Raw genomic sequence first — 19,290 nt, 5'->3', positions numbered from 1 at the left:
CACGCACCTAAAGCACCCGGACTAGAACCCCGGCGGCTCGGTGTAGATCCCCCACTCGTCCCGCAGGACACCACAGATCTCCCCGAGGGTGGCCTCCGCACGGACCGCCTCCAGCATGGGCGGAATCATGTTCGCCCCGCCCCGCGCAGCGGCAAGCATCGCGTCGAGCGAGGCCCGCACCCGAACCTCGTCCCGCCCCGAGCGGCGAGCCCCCAGCACCTTGACCTGCTCACGCTCGACCTCATGGGAGACCCGCAGAATCTCCAGGTCACCGGTGACGGAACCATGGTGGACATTCACGCCCACGACACGCTTGTCGCCCTTCTCCAGCGACTGCTGGTACTGGAAGGCGGACTCGGCGATCTCCCCGGTGAACCAGCCGTCCTCGATGCCGCGCAGGATTCCGGACGTGATGGGCCCGATGGGGTGCTCCCCGCTGGGCTGCGCCCGGCGCCCCCGCTCCTTGATCTGCTCGAAGATCTTCTCGGCGTCGGCCTCGATGCGGTCGGTGAGCTGCTCGACGTACCAGGAGCCGCCCAGCGGGTCCGCCACGTTCGCGACGCCGGTCTCCTCCATGAGCACCTGCTGCGTGCGCAGCGCGATCTCGGCGGCCTGCTCGCTCGGCAGCGCGAGGGTCTCGTCGAGGGCGTTCGTGTGCAGGGAGTTCGTGCCGCCGAGGACCGCGGAAAGGGCCTCGACAGCGGTCCGTACGACGTTGTTGTAGGGCTGCTGCGCGGTGAGCGAGACGCCCGCGGTCTGCGTGTGGAAGCGCAGCCACTGGGCCTTGTCCGTCTTCGCGCCGTACACGTCCCGCATCCAGCGGGCCCAGATGCGGCGGGCTGCCCGGAACTTGGCGATCTCCTCGAAGAAGTCCAGGTGCGCGTCGAAGAAGAAGCTGAGCCCCGGCGCGAAGACGTCCACGTCCATGCCGCGGCTCAGGCCGAGCTCGACGTACCCGAAGCCGTCCGCGAGGGTGTACGCGAGCTCCTGCGCGGCCGTCGCCCCGGCCTCGCGGATGTGATAGCCGGAGACCGACAGGGGCTTGTACGCGGGGATGTCGCGCGCGCAGTGCTCCATCAGGTCGCCGATGAGGCGCAGGTGCGGCTCGGGCTGGAAGAGCCACTCCTTCTGCGCGATGTACTCCTTGAAGATGTCCGTCTGGAGCGTGCCGTTCAGGACGCCCGGGTCGACGCCCTGGCGCTCGGCGGCGACCAGATACATGCAGAAGACGGGGACGGCGGGCCCGGAGATCGTCATCGACGTCGTGACGTCACCGAGCGGGATGTCCTTGAACAGGACCTCCATGTCGGCGGCCGAGTCGATGGCGACCCCGCAGTGCCCGACCTCGCCGAGGGACTGCGGCTCGTCGGAGTCGCGGCCCATCAGGGTCGGCATGTCGAAGGCCACGGAGAGACCGCCGCCGCCCGCGGCCAGGATCATCTTGTAGCGCTCGTTCGTCTGTTCGGCGTTGCCGAAGCCGGCGAACTGGCGGATGGTCCAGGTCCGGCCGCGGTAGCCGGTGGGGTGCAGTCCGCGGGTGAAGGGGTATTCGCCGGGCCATCCGATCCGCTCGAATCCCTCATAGGCGTCCCCGGGCCGTGGCCCGTAGACCGGCTCGACCGGGTCGCCGGAGAGCGTGGTGAAATCCGCGTCGCGCTTCTTCGCGGTGTCGTACCGGGCCTGCCAGCGACGGCGGCCCTCCTCGATGGCGTCAGCGTCCATACCTCGAATTTACTTGGACGTCCTAGTAAATGTCGATGGCTCACCGCCACGGGTCTCTCCGTGGCGGTGCGGTTACGCCTTCGCGGTGGCCGGGGAGCCGTCGACGATCAGCGGCTCGACGTCCCGTGCGACCTTGCGCTCGACGAAGAACGCGGCCGTCGGGATGGTGCCGGAGACCAGCACCCACAGGAGCTTGCCGAACGGCCACTTCGCCTTGGAGCCCAGGTCGAAGGCGAAGATCAGGTAGATGATGTAGAGGACGCCGTGGACCTGCGAGACGACCAGCGTCAGGCCCTCGCCCTTGTCGAAGCCGTACTTGAAGATCATGCAGGTGCAGAGCACGAGCAGCATGACGGCGGTGACGTAGGCCATCACCCGGTAACGGGTCAGCACGGATCGCTTCATGCCACGAGCGTATCGGCCCGTTTTGCGCGATCTTCGGGCGGCCCCGGCACGAGCGGAACCCGAGGTTCTGCCGCTCGTCGTCCTACTGCTCGTCGAAATCCTCGGCGGCGACCCGCAACGGCCGCAGCATCGCGAAGATCTCCGCGCACTCCTCGGCGTCGTACACCCCGAGCCCGAAGTCCATGGCCATCAGCTCGCGGGTGGCCGCCTCGACGACCTCGCGGCCCTTCTCCGTGATGGAGGCGAGGGTGCCGCGCCCGTCGTTCGGATTGGGGCGTTTGTCGACGAGGCCGGACTTGACCAGGCGGTCGACGGTGTTGGTGACGGACGTGGGGTGGACCATCAGACGCTCGCCGATCTTGGACATCGGCAGCTCGCCGGCCTGCGAGAAGGTGAGCAGGACCAGCGCCTCGTACCGCGCGAAGGTCAGTCCGTAGGGCTTGACGACCGCGTCCACCTCGCCGAGCAGGATCTGGTGCGCCCGCATGATCGAGGTGATCGCCCCCATGGCCGGAACGGAACCCCAGCGCTGCTTCCAGAGCTCGTCGGCGCGGGCGATGGGATCGAAGGGGAGGCTGAGCGGCTTCGGCACGCCAAAGACCTTACCCGCCGGTCACATGGTGGTCAGCCCCGTCTCGCGATTCGGTCGTCTGTTCCCGTACGTTGGCGGGTTTGCCGTCGGCCCCGCGACGCGTGGCGCGCACCTCGGCCGCCAGGGCGAGGCAGCAGACCGTGCCGAGCACGCCCGACGCCGTGACGACGGTGCTCACCGCGACGAACTCCGCCGCGAGCCCGGCGAGCGCCATCCCGACGCCCTGGATCGTCATGAGCCCCGCCGTGTGCACGGTCATCGCCCGCCCGCGCAGTTCCTCGGGGACGGCGTCGACGAACCACCGGTCGACTCCCAGCGTGTACGCCGACCCGGCGCCGGCGAGCACCAGGGCGAGCATCGCCCACAGGAGACCCGGCGTGACCGCGTACACCGTGAGCGGCAGCAGCGTGACGGAGGCGAGCGGCAGGGCGACGCGGGCGCGTGAGGCCGCGGAGAGCATGGAGCCCGCGTACAGCTCGGCGGCGATCGTGCCGACCGGCAGCGCGCACATCAGAAGCCCGACGCCCGCGACGCCGACCCCGATCTGATCGGCGTACGGGGCGGCGAGCGCCTCCGGGGCGACCATGAACATCGGCGGCGCCCAGAGGAGGAGCAGCAGGGCCCTGATCCGCCGGTCGCCGAGCACCCGTCCGGCGCCGCTGAGCGAGTACTTCACCAGGGCGGAGCCGCCGCCCCCGCGCGCGGGCCTGCGTATGGTCCCGCAGCGCAGGAGCAGCGCCGAGGCGGCGAACGTACAGACGGTGATGAGGAGCGCGCCGCGCGGCGACACGACGGTGAGCAGGACGCCGCCTAGCCCGAATCCGACGAGCACGGAGCTCTGCGAGACGATCCGCAGCAGGGAGCGCCCGAGGATGAACAGGTCGCCGTCCCCGAGGATGTCGGTGAGGGTGGCCATCCGCGTCCCGTTGAACACCGGCGACACGAGGGCGATGACGCACCGCAGCGCGAGCAGGGCGAAGACGGGCGTGGCGGGCAGGGCCATGAGCGCCGCGCAACCGGCGCACACCACGTCGCACAGCACGAGCACCCGGCGCGGCGGGTACCGGTCGGCGATCCCGGACAGCAGCGTCCCGCCCACGAGGTAGGGCAGCATCCCCAGGGCGAAGGTGAGCGCGCTGAGCAGCGGCGAGCCGGTGAGCCCGTACACGAGCACGGTGAGCGCGACCTCGCTGACGACCACGCCGAGCAGCGAGAGCGCGTGCGCGAGGAAGACGGCACGGAACTCGCGGATCGTGAAGAGGCGGAGATAGCCGGTGGGTTCGGGGGCGGTGGGGTTCTCTTCGGGCATGCCCGCACCCTGCACGCGCGCGTGCCCGCCGCCCTAGAGTTTCGGTCTCAGGCGAAACATGGGGGTGAGCGCGTGCCGGACCGGCTGCACTTCGGTTCCGACGATCTCCTGCGGTGCCGGTTCGCCGTGTCGCCGCTGTGGGAGACGCAGGAGGCCGTGCGCACCCTGAAGCGGCCCGAGCGGCACGGCTACCACCCGCAGTGGCTGCGGCGCATCCGCGGGGCGAGCGCCGGACTCGAACTGGAGGCCCTGTGGCTCCTGATGCCGGTGCGCGGCTACACCCCGGACTTCATCGGCCCGCCGCCCATCGGCCCCGCCGCCACCTTCGACGAGGAGATCGCGGCCGTGCGCGCGGCAGACCCCGAGGCCGCGCGGGCGGAACTGGCGCGGGCGCTTGCCTCCACCGCGGGGGCCGCCGAGTCCCCGCGGGGCCGTGCGCTGCTCGCCGATCCCGTGCGCGCGGTGCGGGAGCTGGCCGATGCCATGGAGGCCGCCTGGCGCACCCTGGTCGAGCCGGACTGGCCCCGGCTCCGCGCGCTCCTGGAGGCGGACGTCTCCTTCCACTCGCGGCGGCTCGCGGAGGTCGGCCTCGGCGCGCTGGTCGCCGAACTCGACCCGCGGTTCGTCTGGGAGGCGGGCACGCTGACCGTCGCCAGACGGGCCGACCACGTACGGCACCTGGCGGGCCAGGGCCTCGTCCTGATGCCCAGCGTCTTCACCTGGCCCGACGTGGTGGGCGGCCACGAACCGCCCTGGCAGCCGACCCTGGTCTACCCCGCGCGCGGCCTCGCCGGGCTCTGGACCGAGCCGGGCGAGCACACCGCCGAAGCGCTCGTACGGCTCCTGGGGCGGGGCAAGGCCTCCGTCCTCGCCGCGCTCGACGACCCCGCCACCACCTCGGGCCTGGCGCACCGCCTGGGGCTCGCCCCCTCGTCCGTGTCCGCGCACCTCGGCGCCCTGCGCGGCGCGGGGCTGCTGGTCTCGCGGCGGTACGGACACCAGGTGCTGTATGAACGCACTCCGCTCGGCATCGCGCTGGCGGGCGGCGGGGGCATTTGAGGCCCTCCGAGGCCCGCCCCGGTGTCGTAACCAAGGGTGATTGGACCGTTATGTAACGATTGCCCGGTCACCGTCGCCCATAGGGGGCTGGATGTACCGGCTGCTCCGCACGTTCACCGCACTCACGGCCCTCACGGCCCTCGGGCTCACGGCAGGGTGCTCCTCCGAATCCGGCACGAAGGGCGAACAGCGGGCGGCCACCGAGGCCGACGCCTCCCCCGCGGCCACCGGCAAGGCCGCACAGAGCACCTTCTGGGTCGACCCGCAGAGCGCGGCCGCCCGGCAGGTCAGGCAGTGGGAGCAGGAGGGCCGCACCCAGGACGCCGCCGCGCTCAAGCGGATCTCCGAGCAGCCCATGGCCGTGTGGCCCGCGGGCGACGACCCGGCTCCGGACATCAAGGCGGCGGTCGACGGCGCCGCGCAGGGCGACCGCACCGCCGTGCTCGTCGCGTACAACATCCCGCACCGCGACTGCGGCCAGCACTCCGCGGGCGGCGCGCAGAGCCCGGAGTTCTACGGGCAGTGGATCGACAAGTTCGCCGGGGCCATCGGCGACCGGCCGGCCGTCGTCATCCTCGAACCGGACGCGATCCCGCACATCGTGGACGGCTGCACCCCCGCCGAGTACCACGCCGAGCGCTACCAGCTGCTCTCCGACGCCATCCAGCGGCTCAAGCAGCAGCCCCAGGTGAAGGTCTACCTGGACGCGGGCAACCCGGGCTGGATCTCCCAGGCGGGCAAGCTCGCCGAGCCGCTCCAGCAGGCGGGCATCGCGCAGGCCGACGGCTTCTCGCTGAACGTGTCGAACTTCCAGGACGACGAGACCATCAAGGCGTACGGCCGCGGTCTCTCGGGGATCGTCGGCGACAAGCACTTCGTGATGGACACCAGCCGCAACGGCAAGGGGCCGCTCGCCGGAGACCGCGAGGACGCCTGGTGCAACCCGCCGGGGCGCGGTCTCGGCACCCCGCCCACGGACAAGACCGGTGAGCCGCTGCTCGACGCGGTCCTGTGGATCAAGCGGCCCGGCGACTCGGACGGACCGTGCCGGGGCGGCCCGGCGGCGGGCCAGTGGTGGCCCGACTACGCGCTCGGTCTCGCGCGCAACGCCAAGGCCACCTGACCGCGGCGGACGCCGCTACTTCCCGCCCACGTGGATCCACTTCGCCTCTGACGACGTGCCGTCCTGGTCCGTCACGAAGAGCATGTACCAGCCCGGCGGCACCAGCGCGGTGTCGCCCCTGGGCACCTCCACCGTCACCTCGCCCTTGCCCTTGGTGAGGCCGAGCGCGATCGACCGCTGCTCGACGTCCGTCGTGTGCGTCACCGCGCTGGGGCGCATCAGACGGGCCGAGGCGATCTTCCCGGGATTCTTCGCGCGGAACGTCGCGCGGCCGTCCGCCGCCAGCTCCTCCGGGCCCTCGCCGAGGACGGGGCGGTTGTTTCCCGCCTTGTGCAGCGCGGGCGGCGTGAAGACCTCCATGCGCTGCTCGAAGTGGCCGAGCTTGGTGTTCTGCTGATTGTCGTAGAGCGGGTCGGAGCCGAAGGTGACGACCCGTCCGTCGGGCAGGAGCAGCGCCTCGGAGTGGTAGTTGCGGCCCACCTTGGGGGACGCCGCCTCCCGGAAGCTGTTCGACTTGGGGTCGTAGAACTGCGCCTTGAGGATGTTGCTCGCCCCGCGCCCCCGGTAGTCCTTGGAGCCGTTGGCCGTGAAGACCGAGTCGTCCGGCAGGATCACGCTGTTCAAGTAGCGGGTGCCCTGGGGGAGTTCGGGGCCCGTCCGGAAGGAGGGGCGCTTCTCCTTGAGGTCCACCACGGCCGTGCGCCGGGTCGCCTTGTCGGACTCGCCGACACCTCCGCCGCCCAGGATCATCACCTTCTGGTCCTGCGCCGGGGGCAGCAGGAGGGACGCGGACGTCTCGGTCTGGTCGAGGTCGACGAGGCCGGGGATCTTCTCGAACTTGTTGGTCTTCAGGTCCCAGAGGCCGGGCTCACGGCCCTGGTCGGCGGGCCCGTAGCCCGCGTTCGACGCCGGGTAGAAGAGCTTGCCGCCCTTGGTGAGGAAGAGCGCCGGATAGGTCGGGAAGTAGCGCTTGGGGCCGTCGGTCCACTTCTTCGTCTTCGGGTCGTAGATCTCGTTGTCGCCCGGGTCGATCTTGCCCACGTCGTCGAGGCCGGAGACCGCGAGCACCTTGCCGTCGTCGAGACCGACGAGCGTGGGGTACCAGCGGGCCTTGTCCATAGGCTCCACGGGGACGTACTTCTCGGCCTTCGGGTCGAACTCGTACGCCGCCTTGATCCCCTGGAAGTCCTGCTTGTCCATGGTGATCTTCTCGGCGATCCCGTACGCGTTGTCCGCCTCCTTGCCGGTGAGGCCCTCGATCTCGTACTGCGCGGACTTCTGCGTGGCGAACTCCTCGCCCTCCTGCATCGCCTCGACGAAGACGCGGGACTCGCTCGCCTTGACCGTCGTCTTCCAGGGCTTCATCACACCGGACTTGGTGTACGTGATCTCGTAGTCCCGCTCGGCCTTGGGAACCTTGACGTCGAACTTGCTCACGTACTCGACGCCCGACGGCGAGCGGAAACGCGTGCCCTTCTTGAGGACGATGGCCTTGTCGGGGTTCTCGTTCTTGACGCGCATGCCGCCGCCGGCCCGGTTGATCTCGCCGTCGAGCAGTTCGTAGCGCGCGGTGCCGCCCGCCACCAGGAGCCGCCCGTCGGGGAGCTGGGCGTGGCCCGAGCAGAAGAAGTCCTCCGGGGTCCTGACCTTCTTGAAGGTGTCGTTCCGCGGGTCCCAGAGGATCGTGTCGAAGGCGCCCTTGTCGAACTTCTTCTGCTCGTTCCCGGAGCCCGCGACGATCAGGACCTTGCCGGTGTGCAGGAGCGCGGCGTGGATGGCGTTGGTGCGGAACTCCTCGGGGATGCCGATCTGCTTCCAGGAGCCGTACTTGGCCTTGTAGCCGGGCTGGGCGATCTTGTACTCGTAGTACTGCTCCTCGGCGAACGACAGCGCCGCCGGTGCGTTGAGCCCGACGAGCAGCGCGCCCGCCCCGACACCCAGGAGTGTCTTCTTCGTCCGCTGAGAGGGCCGGTATGCCATGGGTCAGTTCCCTCCAGTCGTCGTACCGGTGGCGAACGCCGGCTCCGGCTCGCCGTCCGCGGCCGCGGTGGTGATGCCTTCCGCGTCCTGCCTGCCGCGCTGCCGGGCCCGCGCACGGGCCTCCTTGCGCCCCTCGTTCGCCCTGCGCTCCTTGAGCAGCGTGAAGCACCAGATCGTGACCGGGGCCAGCGAGATGACCAGGGCCAGGACGGCCCAGGTGCGCATCGCCGCGTGGGTGTGGCCGAGCACGAACGAGGCGACCAGTGAGCTGGTGAGCACCGCCGCCCAGAAGAGGTGGATGCGGAAGGTGAGCAGCCGGTCGGGGCTCGCGTCACCGCCCTTGGGCGTGACGACGAAGCGGCTGGGGCGGCGCACGACGGCGGCACCGAGCGACTTGGCGTAGATGGGTGCGGAGAGGGCCGACATCCCCATCCCGGCGAGGCCTCCGGAGCCGGCCGGTTCGTGCGGGGAGACGTTGTGGCGGCGGTTCCACAGATAGAGCCCCACCTGGAGGGCGGCCGCGTCGCTGTAGAGCATCAGCCAGACGGAGGCGGCGACCTGCGTCCCGGACGCGCCGAACCAGAGGAAGAGGACACAACTCAGCACACCGAGCAGCCAGTTGACGGCCGTCATGGGGTAGTAGACGAGCATCATCGTGTACGAGAAGAGGCGGCCGGGCGGCATCGTGAACGGTGCCTTCCAGTACTGCTTGAACAGCGTCTCGTACGTCCCGCGCGACCAGCGCATCTGCTGGGTGAAGAAGTCCGTCCAGGAGGCGGGCCCCTCGCCGACGGCGAGCACGTCCGGGGTGTAGACCGACCGCCAGTGGCGCTTGGTGAGCGGGTTCTTGTGCCGGTGCAGCTCGAAGCCGGTCGCCATGTCCTCGGTGATGGAGTCGTACAGGCCGCCGACCTGGCGCAGCGCCTGGATGCGTACGACGTTGTTGGTGCCGACGAACATGGGTGCGCGGTAGCGGTTGCCGGCGCGCTGGATCAGCGCGTGGAAGAGGAACTGCTGGGATTCCGCGGCCTTGGTGACGGGCGAGTCGTAGTTCCCGTACACCTGGGGCCCGACGACGAACGCGACGTCCTCGTCCCGGAAGTAGCCCATCATCCGTTCGAGGAAGTTGGGGAGCGGCACGTGGTCGGTGTCCACGGAGGCGAAGAAGTCGTAGTCGCCGCCGTGCATCGCGAGCCAGGCGTTGTAGTTGCCGTGCTTGGTGCGGGCCTTGTGGACACCCTTCTTGCGGTTCCACTCGGGCACGCCCTTGCGGGTGAAGTGACGTACGCCGAGTTCGGCGCAGAGGGCCTTGGCGTCCTCGTCGTCCCCCTCGTCCAGGAGCCACACGTCGAGGGGGCCGGGGTGGTGTATGCCCTTCGCTCCCTCAAGGGTGGCGCGGACCATGCCGAGGGGTTCCTTGCCCGGGACGTACGTCGTGAGGAACGCGACGCGGGTGCCGGGTTCGGGGGTGACCGGGATCGGGTCCCTCGCCACCATCGTCGCGTGGGCGATGGACACGACGTTGACGAGCATGAAGAGCTCGATCAGGCCGATGGCCACGAGCATCGTGATGTCGAGTCCGATGAGCCAGCTCTCGGCGCCCTCGCGCTCCGTCCAATGGCTCGGCCACACGAGGTAGACGAGGAGGAGGCCGGTGAGGACGGGTGCGAGCGTCATCAGGATGACGGCTCGTATTCGGTGGGGCTCACTGGAGAGAAGCTTGTTGTACTGCACCCGATAGCGGCCGCCTTCGCCGCTGCCGCTGCCTTCGCCGGCCGGCTCAGTGAGCGGTCCGGCGAGTGTGCTGTGGGTGTCGTAGTCGTAGCCCTCCGGCCGCACAGCGCCCTCCAGGTCGTGGGTGATCTGGCTCTGGCAGGTTCAGGTGCGAACAAGCCGATACCCACACAAAAGTGGAGTTTCCCCGGCGTGTCGAACCGGACGCGTCCGTGCGAGCGGTCTTACGGTGAGCGGTTCGGCCGGGGTTACGGGCCGGAAGCCCCCGGGGCAGCGACCGAATGAGGTTGCTCCGTCCGAGAACCGACCGGGCCTCGCGGCTGGGCGTCCGAACGCGCACACGTCCCCCACCCACCCGGTCGCGCACGCCCCACCCACCCGGGACACCGCGGGGTAATCGGGCGGGTGGGCGGGAAAGGCTTGTTCGGCCGGAGGCGGCTGCGGGGCAAACGGGCGAGTGGGTGGGAGAGGTCCCTACGGAGCCCGCCCACCGCAGGGGGCCCAGCTCAGGACCGCACAACCCGCCGTAGGCGACTCCGCATGGCCCGCTGAGCAATCGGCCCCAACTCCTCGACAGCCGTCACCAGGACGGACAACTGCTCCAGCGCATCCAGCGCCCGCTCCGCCCCCGCCGCGTCCACCCCCTCGTACAGCTCGATCCCCACGAAGGACGCCGCCACCGCCCGCGCGAGACCCACGGGATCCGCGAACTCCCCCAGGGGCGTCGCCGAGAGGACCCGTACCAGGACCTTCTCGATCTCCTCGATCCAGAGGGCGAGGCCCGCCGCCGTCGCGGGGGCGAGGCGAGGCTGCGTCTGGGCCCCCGCCAGGAGCTGGCCGAGGACCGCGACGTGCCCGGCGGCCCTCTCCTCCGCGTGCATCTCGCGGCCGAACTCAAGGAGTTCGGCCAGCGAGGACACCGCGTCGAGCCGCTCCCGGTAACGCGAGACCCGCTGCTCCGAGCCATGACGGCAGGCCGCGGCCAACAGCTCGTCGACGGACCCGAAGTGGTAGAAGACCAGCGCCTGATTGACCCCGGCGGCAGCCGCGATCGTCCGCGCGGACGTCTTCGCGATGCCCTGCTCCGTCAACGTACGCAGCGCCCCTTCGAGGAGCTTCTCCTTCGTGTCGCCGCTCACGCCCTCGCCTCCTCGCGGAGAGGCCGCAACCCCGGCCGCACACCGCAGCCGCGGACATCCGCGTACTCCGCCGTGAAGGAACCCTCGTACCCGAAGAGCGGCCCGAAGTGCCGGTTCACCACCCTGACCTGGATACGGAAGCGTCCCGCGGAGTCGTCGTAGGACTCCCGCACCTCCGCGTCACCGCCGATCAGCTCGGGGACTCGGACGTCCACCGGCCCCTCCCGGAAGCGGTGCTCCCCGGAGCGGATCAGCAGGGAGCCGTCCGGCTGGGCCCTGAGGTGGAGGTCGCTCGCGAGGTGCTGGTGAGTGCCCAGGTAGTCGAGGATCCGGTCGCCCTTGGGGCCCAGGACCATCTGGGCGTCGAAGCGGCGGGAGCGTCCTGGCAGATCGAAGGTGCGCACGAAGCTCACCGTCTCACGGCCGAACGTATCGACGTACGGCACGTTCTCGATGGTGAAGGGCACGTGGCGGCCCGCTCGGGGGACGAGGATGTTACGCGTGCCGCCGAGGGCCAGGAACGGCTTCACGAAGCCTCTGCCGTGCCAGATACGGTCCATGACGCCCCGCCCCGTGCATGCCTCGCCGCTCGCCAGGCCCACGGAGAAGCGGCGTTGCAGCTGGGGGTGCAGCCGGTCGAAGTCGGCGCCCATCACCGTACGGAAGATCGAGGTCCGCATCACTTCTCCTGGAGGGTCGCGAGTACACGCGGTGCACGCGCGCGTGCCGGTGGATTGCGCAGGCAGCGGCGCGCGGCCGGCGTCGTCGGCAGAGGCGGCAGGACGAAGGCGAGCGCGAGGACCGCGGGAGCCACCATCGGCGCGGCGACGGCGGCCGCGGCCACGCACCCGACGCGCACCCCCACCTCGGCCAGCGCGTGCAGCAGTTGGCGCTCGGGCGTGATCCCGCGCTCCAGCCAGAGCCGGAGCCGGTCGAAGGACCAGGCCGTGGCCCAGCCCATCAGGGGGCGGAAGACAGCGCGGTCGGCGAGCGCGCCGAAGCGGCCCCAGCGCGGCCGGTAGTCGTATCCGGTGAGGAAGCGGATGCCGCCGCCGGGGACGGGGACGTAACGCCAGTAGCCCGAGCCCTCCTGGAGGAGCGACAGCGGGTGCGGTGAGGCGAAGCGCAGGGCGGAGGTCCTGGTGCCGTCCGCGCGGCGCTTCTCGCCCGCGGAGATCCCGGTGCCCGCGACGGTCAGGAAGGGCAGTACGCGCGTGCCGTACCGGAAGTGCCGGGGCTCGCCCGGGACCTGCGGCAGGTAGTCGATCTCGGTGAAGCGGAGGTCCCAGCGCTGGTGCTGGGACGGCTCCTGGGTGCGTGCCCAGAGCTCGTCGAGGTCTGCGTCTATGCGTGCCTCGACGTACAAGCTCGACGGTCTCACGGAGTTCCCCCAGGTCAGTGCATTTTTGAGCGACTGCTCAAGACTGCTCAAGATGACCATAGGGATTTTTGAGCGGTCGCTCAAGTCCGCGGACAAAGAGAAGCCCCCGCCGTCCGACGGCGAGGGCTTCTCTTACGACACAGGGAGGCAGGCGACCACCCGGAGGTGATCTATGCGTAGGCGATCTACGCGGAGGTGATCTACGCGGAAAGGTGTCGCTCCACCGTCTCGACCTTCGACGTCATCCCGTCCGTCACCCCGGGACGGATGTCCGCCTTCATGACGACGGAGACGCGCGGCGCCCGCGCCTCGACCGCGGCGACGGCACGCTTGACGACGTCCATCACCTCGTCCCACTCACCCTCGACCGAGGTGAACATCGCGTCGGTCCGGTTGGGCAGGCCGGACTCGCGGACGACACGGACCGCGTCGGCGACGTACTCGCCCACGTCCTCGCCGACGCCCAGCGGGGTCACGGAGAAGGCGACGATCATGCGCTCACGACGCCTTCGCGGCGGGCGCGCGACGCGATCACGGCGGCCTCGGCCTCACGCTTGAGCTTGCGCTCGGCGAAGAAGCCGCCGGCCGGCAGGACGGAGAGGACGAAGTAGAGGGCGGCCGTCTTCAGGTCCCACTTCGTGCGGTTCCAGGCGTCGAGCCAGAACAGCACGTACAGCACGAAGAGCACGCCGTGGACCATGCCCATCACCGGCACGGCGTTGAATTCCGTGGTCCGCTTCAGCACCGAGCAGACGATCAGCAGCAGGAAGGAGACGGCCTCGGGGGCCGAGACCAGGCGGAGGCGGCGGAGTGCGGAAGCGGTCTTGATGTCCACGGATCACCTTCGGTGTGAGGCGGGAGCGAGGGGCGGGGCCGCCCGGCGGCATCGATCCGGCGATCTGGCGATCTGACGACCGGCGATCTTGTGAATGCGCGCACAAGCGACCCCCATTGTGACATCGGGGTGTTCTCGGGGTTCCCTCAGGGGCCGTTGCCCTGTTCCGACCCCATATCCGACGGCTACCGTCGATACGTGGCAACGTTCCGATTGCAGGGCAGCAGGGTGCTCGCCGTGGACATGACCGGCGACGCCGTCAAGGCGAAGAACGGCTCGATGGTCGCGTACGACGGCCAGATGGCCTTCAAGAAGATGACCGGCGGAGGCGAGGGGATCCGCGGCATGGTGACCCGTCGCCTCACCGGCGAGCAGATGACGGTGATGGAGGTGAAGGGGCACGGCACGTGCTGGTTCGCCGATCGCGCCACGGAGATCAACCTCGTGCAGCTGCGCGGCGAGAAGCTCTTCGTCGAGGCCGGCAATCTCCTGTGCACGGACGGGGGCCTGCGCACCGGCACCCAGTTCACCGGCGTCCGCGGCGCCTCCCAGGGCAATGGCCTGTTCACCACCACCGTCGAGGGCTCGGGGCAGGCGGCGATCATGTCCGACGGACCCGCGGTGGTGCTGCGCGTGAGCCGGCAGTTTCCCCTGACGGTGGACCCGGGGGCGTATGTCGCACACCAAGGAGACCTCCGCCAGAACCTCCAGTCGGGCGTCACCTTCCGTACGTTGCTGGGCGAGGGCGGCGGCGAGGCCTTCCAGATCCGCTTCGAGGGCGAGGGACTCGTCTATGTCCAGCCCAGCGAGCGGACGACGATCGCGGGGGACATCTGACATGCCCTTCCGGGAGATCAACTCGAAGATGATCGAAGCGACGGTGCTGCCGGGCCAGCGGCTGTTCAGCCAGCGCGGCGCGATGCTCGCCTACAAGGGAGACGTGGCCTTCACGCCCAACGTCCAGGGCGGTCAGGGCGGCCTGGCCTCCATGATCGGGCGCCGGGTGGCAGGCGAGGCGACGCCCCTGATGACCGTGGAGGGCAGCGGCACGATCCTCTTCGGGCACGGCGGCCACCACATCCAGGTGATCACCCTCACCGGGGACACCCTCTATGTGGAGGCGGACCGGCTGCTCGCCTTCGACGGGACGCTGCAGCAGGGCACGATGTTCATGGGCTCGCAGGGCGGCGTCATGGGCATGGTCCGCGGCCAGGTGACCGGCCAGGGCCTCTTCACGACCACCCTCAAGGGACAGGGCGCGGTCGCCGTCATGGCGCACGGCGGTGTCATCGAGATCCCGATCACCCCGCAGCGCCCGGTCCACGTCGACCCGCAGGCGTACGTGGCCCACCACGGGGACGTACGCAACAAGCTCTCCACGGCGCTCGGCTGGCGCGACATGGTGGGGCGGGGTTCGGGCGAGGCGTTCCAGGTGGAGCTGTCAGGAAGCGGTGCGGTGTACGTCCAGGCGTCGGAGGAGAAGCTGTGAACCCCTCAATGCCCGTGGGAGCACCCGCGGCCCTCGACCCGATGACGCTCCCGAGCGACGACAACGTGAACGCGTACACCTTCTGCGTGGAGCTCAAGGGGAGCCAGTGGTTCCTGCAGAAGGGAAAGATGATCGCGTACTACGGCTCGATCGAGTTCAACGGCATCGGTCACGGCCGCCTGGACCGCCTGGTGCGCACGAGTTTTCATTCGCCCCTGCACGCGAGCGACTGGGTGGTGGCCGACGGCCAGGGCAAGATGCTCCTCGCCGACCGGGCCTTCGACGTGAATTCGTACGACCTCGAAGACGGCAACCTGACCATTCGCTCGGGCAACCTCCTCGCTTTTCAGCCAACTCTCGCGCTGAAGCAGTCGATCGTTCCGGGCTTTCTGACCCTGATCGGAACCGGAAAGTTCGTGGCCGCGTCGAACGGCCCGGTGGTCTTCATGGAGCCGCCGATCCGGGTGGACCCGCAGGCCCTGGTGGGCTGGGCGGACTGCCCCTCGCCCTGCCATCACTACGACCACGGTTATCTGACCGGAGTCATCGGGGGCGTGCGGGCACTGACCGGGATCGGCGGAACCTCAGGTGAGGAGCACCAGTTCGAGTTCGTGGGAGCGGGCGCGGTGCTCCTGCAGTCCTCGGAGGCCCTCATGGCCGAGCACGCGACGGGCGCGGTGCCGCACCAGGCGGGCGTCCCGGGCGGTCACGGCGTGCCGGGGCAGCACGGCGGACAGGGTCAGCACGGCGGGCAGTCGGGACAACCACGCCTTCCCGGACAACTGGGGGACCTCCAGCGTCGCTTCGGCCTGTGAGCGGTAGTCTGCGGAGTGTGACGGGCGAACGCCTGTGCCCCTCTGACAACTGGGGGTCAGAGGCGCGTGTCACACACCGACATTCGTTCACCTTTCAACTTCTTAGGTAGAATCGATTCCATGGAGACCGATACGGCCCCGCAGTGGCTGACCAACGAGGAACAGTGCGCCTGGCGCACCCACGTAGAGGTCAACAGGATGCTGACCTATCAGCTCGAGAAGGACCTCCAGCCGTTCAACCTGACCATGAACGACTACGACATCCTCGTGCATCTCTCCGAGTCCGAAGAGAAGCGGATGCGCATGAGCGATCTCGCGGCCGCCACACTGCAGTCCAAGAGCCGCCTGTCCCATCAGATCACCCGCATGGAGAACGCGGGCCTGGTCCGCCGGGAGAACTGCGAGTCCGACCGGCGCGGGCTCTACACCGTCCTCACGGACGAGGGCATGGAGACCATGCAGCGGGTCGCCCCGCACCACGTGGACTCGGTCCGCAAGCACTTCGTCGACCTGATCTCACCCGAGGCGCTCGGCGAACTCCACAAGGCCCTGACCCCGATCGCGGAACACCTCCGCGCCCAGCGGGGCAAGCCCTGACCCTCACCGGGTGACGGCAGGGACCCTGAGCTCGAAGAGCGCTCCCCCACCGGGAGCCTCCTTGACCGTGAGGGTCCCGCCGTGCCGCGCGGCGACGTCGCGCGCGATGGCGAGGCCCAGACCCGCCCCGCCGTCATCCCTGGTGCGGGCGTCGTCGAGGCGGACGAAGCGCTCGAAGATCCGGTCGCGTTCGCCCTCCGGCACCCCGTCTCCGTCGTCGGAGACCTCAAGGACCGCCCACGCGCCCTCGGCGCGGGTGGCGACCGTGACGTGCGAGCGCGCGTGGCGCTGCGCGTTGTTCACCAGATTGCCGAGCACGCGCGCCAACTGGCTCCGGGAACCGGTGACGTCGACGTTCCTCAGATCCATGCGGACGTCGACGCGGTCCCGCGTGCGCTGCGAGAGCTCCTCGCGGGCGAGCGCCGCCACATCCACCTGCCCGCCGCCCGGCTTCTCCCCCGCGTCCAGGCGGGCCAGGAGGAGCAGGTCGGCGGCCAGTTCCTGAAGTCGTACGGTGTCCTCGACCGCACCGTCCACATCGAGCAACTCCGGGTGCGCGGCGCCCACTTCGAGCTGTGTGCGCAAGGAGGCGATGGGGCTGCGCAATTCGTGCGAGGCGTCGGCCACGAAGCGGCGCTGACGTTCCACCGAGGTCTGCAGGGCGGCGAGCGTCTCGTTCGTCGTCGTGGCCAGGCGGGCGATCTCGTCGTGCGTGTCCGGCTCGGGCACGCGGCGCGCGAGATCCTCCGACGCGGTGATCGCCGCCATCTCGGTGGTGATGGCGTCCACCGGGCGCAGGGCGCGGCGCGTCACCAGCCAGGTCACCAGGGCGATCACGGCCAGGAGCAGCGGGAAGCCGATGAGCATGGACGTCAGCGCCGTGGACACCGCGCTCTGCTGCGCCGCGAGCGAGGCGCCCGCGTGGACGGTGAGGTCGCCCTTCGTCTCGCTGTTCACCTCGACCGCGGCGAAACGGTAGTCCTGCGTCTCGCCGTCGACGGTCGCGGAGCCCGAGGTGACGCGCGGCTCGTCGTCGGAGACCTCCCCTAGTTCTGGGGCGTCGCCCTGGCTCGCGTCGTCGTCATCGTCGTCGCCCTTGGGGGGCGTGGCGGCCGGCCGGGGCTTGACCGCGGCCACACCTGTGCCGCTGATCCGCTGCAGGTCCTCGGTGGCGGCGACCAGCCTTCCGTCGCCGTCGACGACCTGGACCGGATGCTCCTCGTCGTCCAGGTCCAGGTTGTCGTACGGCTCGTTCGCCGCGAGCCGCGAGGCCACCCCGCGGGCCGCCGACTCCGCCTGGCCACTGGCCTGGTCGGTCAGGTTCGCGCGCAGCGAGAGCAGGACGGCGGCGCCGGCGGCGACCAGCGCGACGGCCACGACGAGGCTGGCGCCGATCGTGGCGCGCGCCCGTACGGAACTGAAGAAACGCTTGGTCATCGGGGGGCCTCCAGGCGGTATCCGGCGCCACGCACCGTCTTGATCAGCTGCGCGCCGAGCTTGCGCCGCAGCGCGCTGATGTAGACCTCGACGATGTTGGGGTCCCCCTCGTAGGCGAAGTCCCAGACGTGCTCCAGGATGTCGCCCTTGGAGACCACCTCGCCCACCCTCAGCACGAGCTGTTCGAGGACCGCGAACTCCTTCGCGGTGAGCGTCACTTCGTCATCCCCGTCGCCGTCACCGCCGTCCCCGCTGTCTCCGCGGAAGACGCGGCGCGCGGCGGTGTCGACCCTGAGGTCGCCGATGGTGTGGACGGGGGACGGCCCGCCGTTGCCACGGCGGCGCAGGAGCGCCTTCACTCGGGCGACGAGCACGACGTACGAGAAGGGTTTGGTGAGGTAGTCGTCCGCGCCCGTGTCGAGCCCTTCGGCCTCGTCGTACTCCCCGTCCTTCGCCGTGAGCATCAGGATCGGTACGTCGTGTCCCGCGGCGCGCAGGGTCGAGCAGACGCGGTAGCCGTTCATGCCGGGCAGCATGATGTCGAGGATGACCAGGTCGTACGTGCCCTCGCTCGCCCGGTGCAGCCCGTCGATGCCGTCGTGCACGACGTCCACGGCGTAACCCTCGGCCGTCAGGCCCTTGGCCAGGGACAGCGCGAGGCGCTTTTCGTCTTCCACGATCAACAGGCGCATGCGTTCAGGGTGGCAGAGCCAACCTGAAGAGTTCTTCAGGCGGCTTCAGCCTGGCTTCAGGGTCGCTCAGCCAGATTGGTCCGTGTCGAAAGCGAACGGCAGCGGCCCACCGGCCGCACAGCCAACGACTCGGGAGGAACCCCTCATGAAGCGCAACATCGTCATCGCCACCGTCGCAGCTCTCGCCCTGGTCGGGGGCGGCACCGCGACAGCGCTCGCCACGACCGGCGACGACGAGTCGTCGGCGGCCGCCAAGAAGTCCAGCGTTCAGCTGAAGGACCACGACCGGGACGACAACGACCGGAACGACGACCGGGACGACGACCGGGACGACGCCAAGGAGAACACCGCCGAGGCGAAGGCGGCCAAGGTGACGGCCGCCGACGCGATCAAGGCGGCCCTCGCGAACCAGTCCGGTACGGCGGTCTCCGCGGAGCTGGACGACGAGGACAACGGCGGCCTGGTCTGGGACGTCGACGTGCTCGGCAAGGGCAGCACGTGGCACAGCGTCCAGGTCGACCCCGGCACCGGCAAGGTGCTCGGCTCGCACACCGAGCAGGACGAGGACGGCGACGCGAAGCGCGTGGCCGCCGCCCTGAAGGGTGCGTCCACCTCGGCGGAGGACGCGGCGAAGGCTGCCGCCGCCAAGGGCACGGTCACGTCCGTGGACCTGGACGACGACGGCACCGCCGGCGCCTGGGAGGCGGAGACCTCCGGTGCGAAGGGTGCGGAGTCCGACTGGAAGGTTGACCTGCAGTCGGGCAAGGTCACGGCCGACAAGTCGGACAGCCACGACGACAATGACTCCGACGACGACGCCGACGACAACGACTCGGACGACTGATAACTCCCCCGTCCCCACCTGACAGCGCGCCGCCCCGCAGGGATTTCCCTGCGGGGCGGCGCGCTGTCGCGCTGGGCGGGGCCGTCTCCGCCCACCGGGCCGGCTTGCTGTCGCAACCACTAAACCGCCGCTTCGCG

20 protein-coding genes are annotated in these 19,290 nt (G+C 70.0%); 7 read left to right on the top strand and 13 right to left on the bottom strand.

From position 1 onward, the window contains the following. Positions 1 to 21: 21 nt before the first annotated feature. The 4 genes from AB0I66_RS20830 to AB0I66_RS20815 all read right to left on the bottom strand — a co-directional run bounded on the left by AB0I66_RS20830 (position 22) and on the right by AB0I66_RS20815 (position 4,028). The gene (locus AB0I66_RS20830; protein ID WP_363209332.1) at positions 22 to 1,722 is read right to left on the bottom strand and encodes a methylmalonyl-CoA mutase family protein; all 1,701 of its coding nucleotides are present in this window, start codon (positions 1,720 to 1,722) and stop codon (positions 22 to 24) included. A gap of 72 nt (positions 1,723 to 1,794) precedes the next feature. Next, complete coding sequence (locus AB0I66_RS20825; protein ID WP_363209331.1) at positions 1,795 to 2,127, bottom strand: DUF3817 domain-containing protein; 333 nt, start codon at positions 2,125 to 2,127, stop codon at positions 1,795 to 1,797. 82 nt (positions 2,128 to 2,209) lie between these two features. Next, positions 2,210 to 2,719: a MarR family transcriptional regulator gene (locus AB0I66_RS20820; protein ID WP_363209330.1), complete on the bottom strand. Its 510-nt coding sequence runs from the start codon at positions 2,717 to 2,719 to the stop codon at positions 2,210 to 2,212. A gap of 10 nt (positions 2,720 to 2,729) precedes the next feature. Further along, positions 2,730 to 4,028, bottom strand: coding sequence for an MFS transporter (locus tag AB0I66_RS20815; protein ID WP_363209329.1), 1,299 nt, complete (start codon positions 4,026 to 4,028; stop codon positions 2,730 to 2,732). A gap of 72 nt (positions 4,029 to 4,100) precedes the next feature. Between AB0I66_RS20815 and AB0I66_RS20810 the strand changes: the two genes are divergently transcribed. After that, the gene (locus AB0I66_RS20810) at positions 4,101 to 5,087 is read left to right on the top strand and encodes a DUF5937 family protein (protein WP_363209328.1); all 987 of its coding nucleotides are present in this window, start codon (positions 4,101 to 4,103) and stop codon (positions 5,085 to 5,087) included. Positions 5,088 to 5,178: 91 nt separating this feature from the next. Then, the gene (locus AB0I66_RS20805; RefSeq protein ID WP_363209327.1) at positions 5,179 to 6,210 is read left to right on the top strand and encodes a glycoside hydrolase family 6 protein; all 1,032 of its coding nucleotides are present in this window, start codon (positions 5,179 to 5,181) and stop codon (positions 6,208 to 6,210) included. A 15-nt stretch (positions 6,211 to 6,225) separates the two neighbouring features. On the opposite strand, the gene AB0I66_RS20800 is transcribed toward AB0I66_RS20805, so the two are convergent. The 7 genes from AB0I66_RS20800 to AB0I66_RS20770 form a co-directional block, all read right to left on the bottom strand. Continuing rightward, positions 6,226 to 8,190: a kelch motif-containing protein gene (locus tag AB0I66_RS20800; protein ID WP_363209326.1), complete on the bottom strand. Its 1,965-nt coding sequence runs from the start codon at positions 8,188 to 8,190 to the stop codon at positions 6,226 to 6,228. Positions 8,191 to 8,193: 3 nt separating this feature from the next. Beyond that, on the bottom strand, positions 8,194 to 10,029 hold the full coding sequence (locus AB0I66_RS20795) for a cellulose synthase catalytic subunit (RefSeq protein ID WP_363209325.1): 1,836 nt from the start codon (positions 10,027 to 10,029) through the stop codon (positions 8,194 to 8,196). Positions 10,030 to 10,430: 401 nt separating this feature from the next. After that, the gene (locus AB0I66_RS20790) at positions 10,431 to 11,063 is read right to left on the bottom strand and encodes a TetR/AcrR family transcriptional regulator (RefSeq protein ID WP_363209324.1); all 633 of its coding nucleotides are present in this window, start codon (positions 11,061 to 11,063) and stop codon (positions 10,431 to 10,433) included. Further along, complete coding sequence (locus AB0I66_RS20785) at positions 11,060 to 11,743, bottom strand: DUF4166 domain-containing protein (protein WP_363209323.1); 684 nt, start codon at positions 11,741 to 11,743, stop codon at positions 11,060 to 11,062. The genes AB0I66_RS20790 and AB0I66_RS20785 overlap by 4 nt, the downstream gene beginning before the upstream one ends. After that, positions 11,743 to 12,444 carry a hypothetical protein gene (locus tag AB0I66_RS20780; RefSeq protein WP_363209322.1) on the bottom strand — a complete coding sequence of 234 codons (702 nt, stop codon included), beginning with the start codon at positions 12,442 to 12,444 and terminating at the stop codon, positions 11,743 to 11,745. The genes AB0I66_RS20785 and AB0I66_RS20780 overlap by 1 nt, the downstream gene beginning before the upstream one ends. A gap of 200 nt (positions 12,445 to 12,644) precedes the next feature. After that, positions 12,645 to 12,938, bottom strand: coding sequence for an MTH1187 family thiamine-binding protein (locus AB0I66_RS20775; protein WP_160507269.1), 294 nt, complete (start codon positions 12,936 to 12,938; stop codon positions 12,645 to 12,647). Then, positions 12,935 to 13,279: a DUF3817 domain-containing protein gene (locus AB0I66_RS20770; RefSeq protein WP_363209321.1), complete on the bottom strand. Its 345-nt coding sequence runs from the start codon at positions 13,277 to 13,279 to the stop codon at positions 12,935 to 12,937. Before AB0I66_RS20770 ends, AB0I66_RS20775 begins: the two co-directional genes overlap by 4 nt. Positions 13,280 to 13,477: 198 nt before the next feature. On the opposite strand from AB0I66_RS20770, the gene AB0I66_RS20765 reads away from it, so the two are divergent. From AB0I66_RS20765 to AB0I66_RS20750, 4 genes are all read left to right on the top strand, one after another. Further along, positions 13,478 to 14,116 (top strand): AIM24 family protein, encoded by a 639-nt coding sequence (locus AB0I66_RS20765; protein WP_363209320.1) that lies wholly within the window; start codon positions 13,478 to 13,480, stop codon positions 14,114 to 14,116. A gap of 1 nt (position 14,117) precedes the next feature. Beyond that, the gene (locus tag AB0I66_RS20760; RefSeq protein WP_363209319.1) at positions 14,118 to 14,768 is read left to right on the top strand and encodes an AIM24 family protein; all 651 of its coding nucleotides are present in this window, start codon (positions 14,118 to 14,120) and stop codon (positions 14,766 to 14,768) included. A gap of 8 nt (positions 14,769 to 14,776) precedes the next feature. Beyond that, positions 14,777 to 15,583 carry an AIM24 family protein gene (locus tag AB0I66_RS20755; protein WP_363209416.1) on the top strand — a complete coding sequence of 269 codons (807 nt, stop codon included), beginning with the start codon at positions 14,777 to 14,779 and terminating at the stop codon, positions 15,581 to 15,583. A 120-nt stretch (positions 15,584 to 15,703) separates the two neighbouring features. Further along, entirely contained in the window at positions 15,704 to 16,180 is a 477-nt protein-coding gene (locus AB0I66_RS20750) for a MarR family transcriptional regulator (RefSeq protein WP_363209318.1), read from the top strand. A gap of 3 nt (positions 16,181 to 16,183) precedes the next feature. Here AB0I66_RS20750 and AB0I66_RS20745 read toward each other — a convergent pair whose 3' ends face one another. Together AB0I66_RS20745 and AB0I66_RS20740 are read right to left on the bottom strand one after the other, a co-directional pair. Further along, on the bottom strand, positions 16,184 to 17,617 hold the full coding sequence (locus AB0I66_RS20745) for a HAMP domain-containing sensor histidine kinase (RefSeq protein ID WP_363209317.1): 1,434 nt from the start codon (positions 17,615 to 17,617) through the stop codon (positions 16,184 to 16,186). Then, positions 17,614 to 18,309 carry a response regulator transcription factor gene (locus AB0I66_RS20740; RefSeq protein WP_363209316.1) on the bottom strand — a complete coding sequence of 232 codons (696 nt, stop codon included), beginning with the start codon at positions 18,307 to 18,309 and terminating at the stop codon, positions 17,614 to 17,616. The genes AB0I66_RS20745 and AB0I66_RS20740 overlap by 4 nt, the downstream gene beginning before the upstream one ends. Before the next feature lie 145 nt (positions 18,310 to 18,454). Between AB0I66_RS20740 and AB0I66_RS20735 the strand changes: the two genes are divergently transcribed. Further along, positions 18,455 to 19,153, top strand: a complete 699-nt coding sequence (locus AB0I66_RS20735) for a PepSY domain-containing protein (protein WP_363209315.1) — start codon at positions 18,455 to 18,457, stop codon at positions 19,151 to 19,153. The last annotated feature ends 137 nt before the right edge of the window (positions 19,154 to 19,290 follow it).

This window comes from Streptomyces sp. NPDC050439, assembly GCF_040655335.1.
In the GTDB taxonomy this organism is placed as follows: domain Bacteria; phylum Actinomycetota; class Actinomycetes; order Streptomycetales; family Streptomycetaceae; genus Streptomyces.
The sequence above is the reverse complement of the archived record's forward strand: the minus strand, read 5'-3'. Positions and strand labels throughout refer to the sequence as shown.

What these genes read in the sequence shown, in the direction of transcription:
- AB0I66_RS20825 (WP_363209331.1), bottom strand. Translation starts at nt 2,127, where the DNA reads ATGAAGCGATCCGTGCTGACCCGTTACCGGGTGATGGCCTACGTCACC.
- AB0I66_RS20745 (WP_363209317.1), bottom strand. Translation starts at nt 17,617, where the DNA reads ATGACCAAGCGTTTCTTCAGTTCCGTACGGGCGCGCGCCACGATCGGC.
- AB0I66_RS20775 (WP_160507269.1), bottom strand. Translation starts at nt 12,938, where the DNA reads ATGATCGTCGCCTTCTCCGTGACCCCGCTGGGCGTCGGCGAGGACGTG.
- AB0I66_RS20785 (WP_363209323.1), bottom strand. Translation starts at nt 11,743, where the DNA reads ATGCGGACCTCGATCTTCCGTACGGTGATGGGCGCCGACTTCGACCGG.
- AB0I66_RS20760 (WP_363209319.1), top strand. Translation starts at nt 14,118, where the DNA reads ATGCCCTTCCGGGAGATCAACTCGAAGATGATCGAAGCGACGGTGCTG.
- AB0I66_RS20805 (WP_363209327.1), top strand. Translation starts at nt 5,179, where the DNA reads ATGTACCGGCTGCTCCGCACGTTCACCGCACTCACGGCCCTCACGGCC.
- AB0I66_RS20800 (WP_363209326.1), bottom strand. Translation starts at nt 8,190, where the DNA reads ATGGCATACCGGCCCTCTCAGCGGACGAAGAAGACACTCCTGGGTGTC.
- AB0I66_RS20830 (WP_363209332.1), bottom strand. Translation starts at nt 1,722, where the DNA reads ATGGACGCTGACGCCATCGAGGAGGGCCGCCGTCGCTGGCAGGCCCGG.
- AB0I66_RS20815 (WP_363209329.1), bottom strand. Translation starts at nt 4,028, where the DNA reads ATGCCCGAAGAGAACCCCACCGCCCCCGAACCCACCGGCTATCTCCGC.
- AB0I66_RS20735 (WP_363209315.1), top strand. Translation starts at nt 18,455, where the DNA reads ATGAAGCGCAACATCGTCATCGCCACCGTCGCAGCTCTCGCCCTGGTC.
- AB0I66_RS20750 (WP_363209318.1), top strand. Translation starts at nt 15,704, where the DNA reads ATGGAGACCGATACGGCCCCGCAGTGGCTGACCAACGAGGAACAGTGC.
- AB0I66_RS20740 (WP_363209316.1), bottom strand. Translation starts at nt 18,309, where the DNA reads ATGCGCCTGTTGATCGTGGAAGACGAAAAGCGCCTCGCGCTGTCCCTG.
- AB0I66_RS20755 (WP_363209416.1), top strand. Translation starts at nt 14,777, where the DNA reads ATGCCCGTGGGAGCACCCGCGGCCCTCGACCCGATGACGCTCCCGAGC.